At 48.9% G+C, this 6,000-nt stretch carries 6 protein-coding genes and 1 pseudogene; 4 read left to right on the forward strand and 3 right to left on the reverse strand.

The window, feature by feature from the left end; translation table 11 throughout:
- Positions 1–28: 28 nt before the first annotated feature.
- Both mltF and BM082_RS25085 read left to right on the forward strand, forming a co-directional pair.
- Positions 29–1,573: a membrane-bound lytic murein transglycosylase MltF gene (gene mltF, locus BM082_RS11670; protein WP_280138444.1), complete on the forward strand. Its 1,545-nt coding sequence runs from the start codon at positions 29–31 to the stop codon at positions 1,571–1,573.
- A gap of 101 nt (positions 1,574–1,674) precedes the next feature.
- Positions 1,675–1,836: a hypothetical protein gene (locus BM082_RS25085; protein WP_017011365.1), complete on the forward strand. Its 162-nt coding sequence runs from the start codon at positions 1,675–1,677 to the stop codon at positions 1,834–1,836.
- Here BM082_RS25085 and tadA read toward each other — a convergent pair.
- Together tadA and BM082_RS11680 are read right to left on the reverse strand one after the other, a co-directional pair.
- On the reverse strand, positions 1,833–2,405 hold the full coding sequence (tadA, locus tag BM082_RS11675; protein ID WP_074927000.1) for a tRNA adenosine(34) deaminase TadA: 573 nt from the start codon (positions 2,403–2,405) through the stop codon (positions 1,833–1,835). The genes BM082_RS25085 and tadA overlap by 4 nt on opposite strands.
- Positions 2,406–2,524: 119 nt before the next feature.
- A complete protein-coding gene (locus BM082_RS11680) occupies positions 2,525–3,406 on the reverse strand; it encodes a LysR substrate-binding domain-containing protein (RefSeq protein WP_017011367.1) in 882 nt (293 codons plus the stop codon).
- 181 nt (positions 3,407–3,587) lie between these two features.
- On the opposite strand from BM082_RS11680, the gene BM082_RS11685 reads away from it, so the two are divergent.
- Both BM082_RS11685 and fghA read left to right on the forward strand, forming a co-directional pair.
- Positions 3,588–4,718 (forward strand): S-(hydroxymethyl)glutathione dehydrogenase/class III alcohol dehydrogenase, encoded by a 1,131-nt coding sequence (locus tag BM082_RS11685; RefSeq protein WP_017011368.1) that lies wholly within the window; start codon positions 3,588–3,590, stop codon positions 4,716–4,718.
- A 56-nt stretch (positions 4,719–4,774) separates the two neighbouring features.
- Positions 4,775–5,617: an S-formylglutathione hydrolase gene (fghA, locus tag BM082_RS11690; RefSeq protein ID WP_074926996.1), complete on the forward strand. Its 843-nt coding sequence runs from the start codon at positions 4,775–4,777 to the stop codon at positions 5,615–5,617.
- A gap of 224 nt (positions 5,618–5,841) precedes the next feature.
- Here fghA and BM082_RS24780 read toward each other — a convergent pair.
- Positions 5,842–6,000: pseudogene (locus BM082_RS24780) on the reverse strand (IS4 family transposase); the annotation flags it as partial.

The raw sequence follows: 6,000 nt of genomic DNA on the forward strand, positions 1-6,000 counted from the left end.
CTCGAACGCAGTAAAACGACTTTATCCCCTGCTTGCAGGCTTCATCGCGGTTTTCTTTCTTTCCGCCTGCGAATGGCACTATGACGACCGATCTGAGCTGGAGAAAATCCGCGATCGTGGTGTGTTGCGTGTAGGCACGCTCAACAACCAACTGTCATATTACATTGGTTCTGATGGCCCGACAGGTCTCGACTTCGAACTCGCGACCCAATTTGCAGATAGCCTTGGCGTGAAGCTCGAAATGCAGCCGGCGTATACCCTTTCAGGCCTTTTCCCCGCGCTTGAGCGTGGTGATGTGGATATTTTGGCTGCAGGCCTAACCATTACCGAAGAGCGCATGAAGCAATTCCGCCCAGGCCCTGCGTATTATTTTGTCAGCCAGCAATTGGTGTACAAAAACGGCCATTGGCGTCCGCGTAATCTCACTGAGCTTAATAAAGATGGCGCACGTATCGCCGTGGTGGAAGGTTCCAGCCATGCCATGACACTTCAAGCCATTCAGCGCGAATACCCAGATTTGATTTGGGAAAGTATCAAAGACACCGACGATGACGAGCTTCTTAAACAGGTAGCCGATGGACAACTCGACTTTACGATTGCCGACTCTGTCGATATTGCGCTGATCCAACGCACCCACCCCACCATCACCGTCGCGATTGAACTAACGGAAGATGAGCCTGTGGCTTGGTTTATGAAGAAAACCCAAGACGACAGCTTGTATGCACTGATGATCGAATTCTTCGGCAAGAAAACCCAAAGTGGTGAATTGGCCGCATTGGAAGAGAAATACTTCGGCCATGTCGACAGTTTTGACTTTGTCGACACCCGTGCTTTCTTGCGCGCCATCGACAGCAAATTGCCGAAGTGGGAACCGCTATTTAAAAAGTACGCCGACGAATTTGATTGGCGCTTACTGGCGGCATTGTCCTACCAAGAATCCCATTGGAACCCACGTGCGGTTTCACCAACAGGGGTTCGCGGCATGATGATGCTTACCCTGCCTACGGCAAAATCCGTTGGCGTGAAAAACCGTTTAGATCCAGAACAAAGCATTCGAGGCGGTGCAGCGTACCTACGTAAAATGCTCGACCGCGTCCCAGACAGCGTGAATGAACATGAGCGTATTTGGTTTGCCTTTGCCTCTTACAACATTGGTTTCGGCCATATGATGGATGCGCGTCGACTGACCAAAGCGCAAGGCGGCAACCCTGACTCATGGGCAGATGTGAAACAACGCTTACCCTTGTTGGCGAAGCGTCAGTACTACACGCAAACCCGTTATGGTTACGCCCGCGGCTATGAAGCGAAAAGCTATGTAGAGAACATCCGTCGTTACTACCAAAGCATCATTGGGCATGAGCAAGACAAGGCCCTCGCCATCCAAAGCGAAGAAGCCGATAACGTGGATGATTTGCAGACCATTGTGGTAGACATGGAACAAGCCACGCCAAATGGTGAACGCAAAGGTGACGGTGAAGCTTCTGCGGAAAATGCCGATGAAAAAGCGTTAACTGAGCCAGAAAAGTCAGAACGTCCCAAAGGCGAAAAAGACAGCGACAAAAAAGGCAACTAACCTGTCATAGTGTATTCACACTAGCAGGTTATAACCTTAACCATCTAGCGAATCACGAGCGCAGCGTTGGTTGCGCTTTTCATTCCTTTTTGGAGTAACAGATGTTAGCAAAGAAGAGACAGGCTCAAGCAAGCTTTAGTCGAAGCAGCAGTATGGCTGCAAACCGCCGCAAGAGAATGCGTTCTAACAACTTGAAAAAAGTGTTGTGGCGACAGCGCACCTTTGCGATCAGAGAGTTCGCAGACTTTGAGGAAAGCTATTAATCATTTTTATCCGACGTGACATTTTTTGGGGTTCTTTTCGGTTTTTCCAACATCTCAGAACCCTCTGCAGCCAGTGCGGCTCTACGCGCGTCCTTTTCCACTTTTTTCTCCGCTCGGCGACGACGGAAAAACGCTTGTAACTGCTCACGACATTCAACGTCTAACACACCACCTTGATACGCGACGTGGTGGTTCACACCGTCATAGCTGAGCAAGTTCATCACACTACCCGCGGCACCCGTTTTCGCATCAGACGCACCATAAACCACTTTGCCAATTCGGCTATGCACCATGGCACTGGCGCACATTGGGCAAGGCTCGAGCGTCACGTACAGCGTGGCATCCAATAATCGATAGTTTTGCAGGACTTTCCCCGCCTGACGCAGCGCCATCATTTCAGCATGTGCCGTCGCATCGTGTTGACCGATCAATCGATTCCAACCTTCACCAATCACCACACCATTGTGAACAACCACTGCCCCCACCGGCACTTCACCTTCGGCTTCTGCATTGCCCGCAAGCTCGATGGCTCGCAGCATAAATTGATGATCTAATTCTGTTTGCGTCACGTCGTTTTCCACTGTTTCTTTCCATTACTCGATCGCGAGACGAAGTATATACCCAAACAACCTCAAGGTGCTTGTTCTGCGAGCGTTTGTTTGGGTTTATAAGGGCGCTGATAGAACCTTCACAGTACCTTATTTGTCAGTGCATCGGTTAAAAACGCCACCAGCATTTTTACCCTCAAAGGCTGCAACCTACGATGAGGAAACAATGCCCAAATCCCTTCTTCTAAATCTTGATAATTATTGAGCACACGCACGACCGAACCTTCATCCAATGCGGTTTGCAGATAATAATCTGGCAATTGAATCAAACCACTGCCCTGCTTGGCTGCATCTAACAAAGCGATACCACTGTTGCAGCGTAGTGAGCCCGAGATACGAATGTTTCTCTCACGCCCATCCTCACGGAAACGCCAGTAATCATGCTGACCTCGTAAGCAGTTATGCTGGCCTAGCTCAGACAACGTGTGCGGTGTACCGTTTGTCGCCAAGTAGGTTGGTGAGCCACACACAATCAGCTTACGTGTCGCGAGGCGCTTGCACACCAATGACGAATTGGCTAGTCGCCCCAAGCGAATGGCAAAATCACACCCTGAATCAATTAAATCCAATTGGTTATTGGTCAAATCGACGTCGATTTCAACGTCCGGGTACTGAATCATAAAATCCAAAATGATGGGCATGATCATCTGCTCACCATAGGTGACTGGTGCAGTCAGTTTAATTTGCCCACGCGGTGACTCCTTTAACTGTGTTAACGCACTTTCAGCTTCCCGTAATCCGTCTAAAAGAAGGCGACAATGTTGAAAATACGTATCGCCTTCATCTGTAAGCGACACGCGACGGGTTGTTCTGAACAACAGTCTTGTATCTAACCTATCTTCTAGTAAAGACACTTGACGACTGACATGTGCCGTTGATGTACCTAATCGTTGTGCTGCTTTGGTAAAGCTTGCCGTTTCTGCCACAGCGACAAATTCTGAAACGCCTTGCCAATCTGCCATTGTTACTGTCCAGTAAAAGTAAATTGCGGGAATTATGGATTATCAAGTGACAGGAAACAAATAAACTATGACCAACTTTACAGCGCAATACTGCGTTGTCACAGAAGTGAACCTATTCATGGTCCTGGTCTCTTCTATGGTTAGTCGAGAGAGCAACAATACTTTTTCTGAGGATAATTTCATGACAGACCAATTCATCAAATCTCGTGCAGCGATTGCATGGGAAGCAGGCAAACCACTGAGCATTGAAGAAGTTGATGTGATGCTACCAAAGGCTGGCGAAGTGCTTGTGCGTATTATCGCTACTGGTGTTTGTCACACTGATGCCTTCACGCTTTCAGGTGATGACCCTGAAGGTATTTTCCCTGCCATTTTAGGTCATGAAGGCGGCGGTATCGTTGAGCAGATCGGCGAAGGCGTCACCAGCGTGCAAGTAGGTGATCACGTCATTCCACTGTACACCCCAGAATGTGGCGAGTGTAAGTTCTGTAAATCAGGCAAAACCAACCTTTGCCAGAAGATTCGTGAAACCCAAGGTAAAGGCCTAATGCCTGACGGCACAACCCGTTTCTACAAAGACGGCCAACCAATTTACCACTACATGGGCTGTTCAACGTTCTCTGAGTACACTGTGCTGCCAGAAATCTCGCTGGCTAAAGTCAACAAAGAAGCACCTCTAGAAGAAGTATGCTTGCTAGGTTGTGGCGTCACTACCGGCATGGGTGCCGTGCTCAACACGGCAAAAGTACAAAAAGGCGACACAGTTGCTGTGTTTGGTCTTGGTGGCATTGGTTTGTCAGCGATCATTGGCGCAGCAATGGCAGGCGCAAGCCGCATCATTGGTATTGACCTGAACGAAAGCAAATTCGAACTGGCAACCAAATTGGGTGCGACCGATTGCATCAACCCAAGTAAGTTTGATAAGCCGATTCAAGACGTGATCGTTGAAATGACGGATGGCGGCGTGGATTACTCGTTTGAATGTATTGGTAACGTTAACGTCATGCGCTCTGCGCTTGAGTGTTGTCACAAAGGCTGGGGCGAATCAGTCATCATTGGTGTTGCAGGCGCAGGCCAAGAAATTTCAACCCGTCCGTTCCAATTGGTAACCGGTCGTGTATGGCGAGGTTCGGCATTCGGTGGTGTTAAAGGCCGTTCAGAATTGCCAGAAATCGTTGAGCGCTACCTAGCGGGTGAATTCAAACTGGATGACTTTATCACACATACCATGGGCTTAGACGGCGTTAATGACGCGTTTGACCTCATGCATAAAGGCGAAAGTATTCGCACCGTTATCCACTTCGATAAGTAATTCAGTCACCGACCGCGTTTTGCTAATTGCAAAGCGCGGTTTGAATGGAGCTCGTAATGAGTATTGAAAACATCAGTAGCAACCGAAGTTCCGGCGGTTGGCACAAGCAATACACGCACGCATCGCGCACCGTTCACTGTGACATGCGATTTGCCATTTTTCTTCCACCTCAAGCCTCTGAAACCAACAAAGTCCCTGTGCTTTACTGGCTGTCAGGCTTGACGTGTTCAGACGAAAACTTCATGCAGAAAGCAGGCGCACACCGCATTGCTGCTGAGCTAGGTATTGCCATTGTTGCACCTGATACCAGCCCGCGTGGAGAAAACATTCCTGACGATCCTGATTGCGCGTATGACTTCGGCATTGGCGCAGGTTTTTATGTGAATGCCACAGAAGCCCCATGGAATCGCTATTACCACATGTACGATTACGTGGTGAAAGAGTTACCGGCGGTGATTGAAGACCATTTCCCCGTCAGCGACATTAAAGCGATCTCTGGGCACAGCATGGGTGGTCACGGCGCTCTCTCCATCGCACTGAAAAACAGCGACCTGTACCGTTCTGTGTCCGCCTTTAGTCCGATTGTGAACCCAATCAATGTCCCTTGGGGGCAAAAAGCCCTGAGCAATTACTTAGGGGAAGACAAAAATGCATGGCGCGAATACGACAGCTGCGCATTGATCAAAAAGGCAACGTCTCACCTGCCAATGCTCATTGACCAAGGTGATGCCGACCAGTTCTTGCACGATCAGCTCAAGCCAGAAAACCTGCTCCAAGCAGCAGAAGAAGCTGGCTATCCATTAGAGCTTCGTATGCAAGAAGGTTATGACCACAGCTATTACTTCATCTCCAGCTTCATTGAAGATCACGTGCGCTTTCACGCCAAGCATCTCAAGTAACATCAAGATTCTATGAATCAGAAAAACCGGCAGTCGCCGGTTTTTTTATGTCTGTCTCTTTTTCTATCTATCCCTTTTACTGCTTCTACTGGCTGCCCCTTGTTGGTGCCTTTTCTTGTGCAAACTTCACTCGCCGTACGCATACAGAAACATCCATACATAAACATTCATACGTAAACATTCAGGCGAAAAAAAGCCCCGCACAGTGGCGTAATGCATGTGAATTAAGCTGAATTACGCCTTCTAGAAGGCCTAGTCGCATAGCGACTGGGCCTTTTCTTTACTGCTCTTGGATATGTCCTCTCCCTCCTCTCTGGAAGCACAAAGCTCTCTGCCATATCGAGGATATACCTGAGCACTTCTGGATATCTTCCGGGCGCGAC

The organism is Enterovibrio norvegicus DSM 15893 (genome assembly GCF_900115495.1).
In the GTDB taxonomy this organism is placed as follows: domain Bacteria; phylum Pseudomonadota; class Gammaproteobacteria; order Enterobacterales; family Vibrionaceae; genus Enterovibrio; species Enterovibrio norvegicus.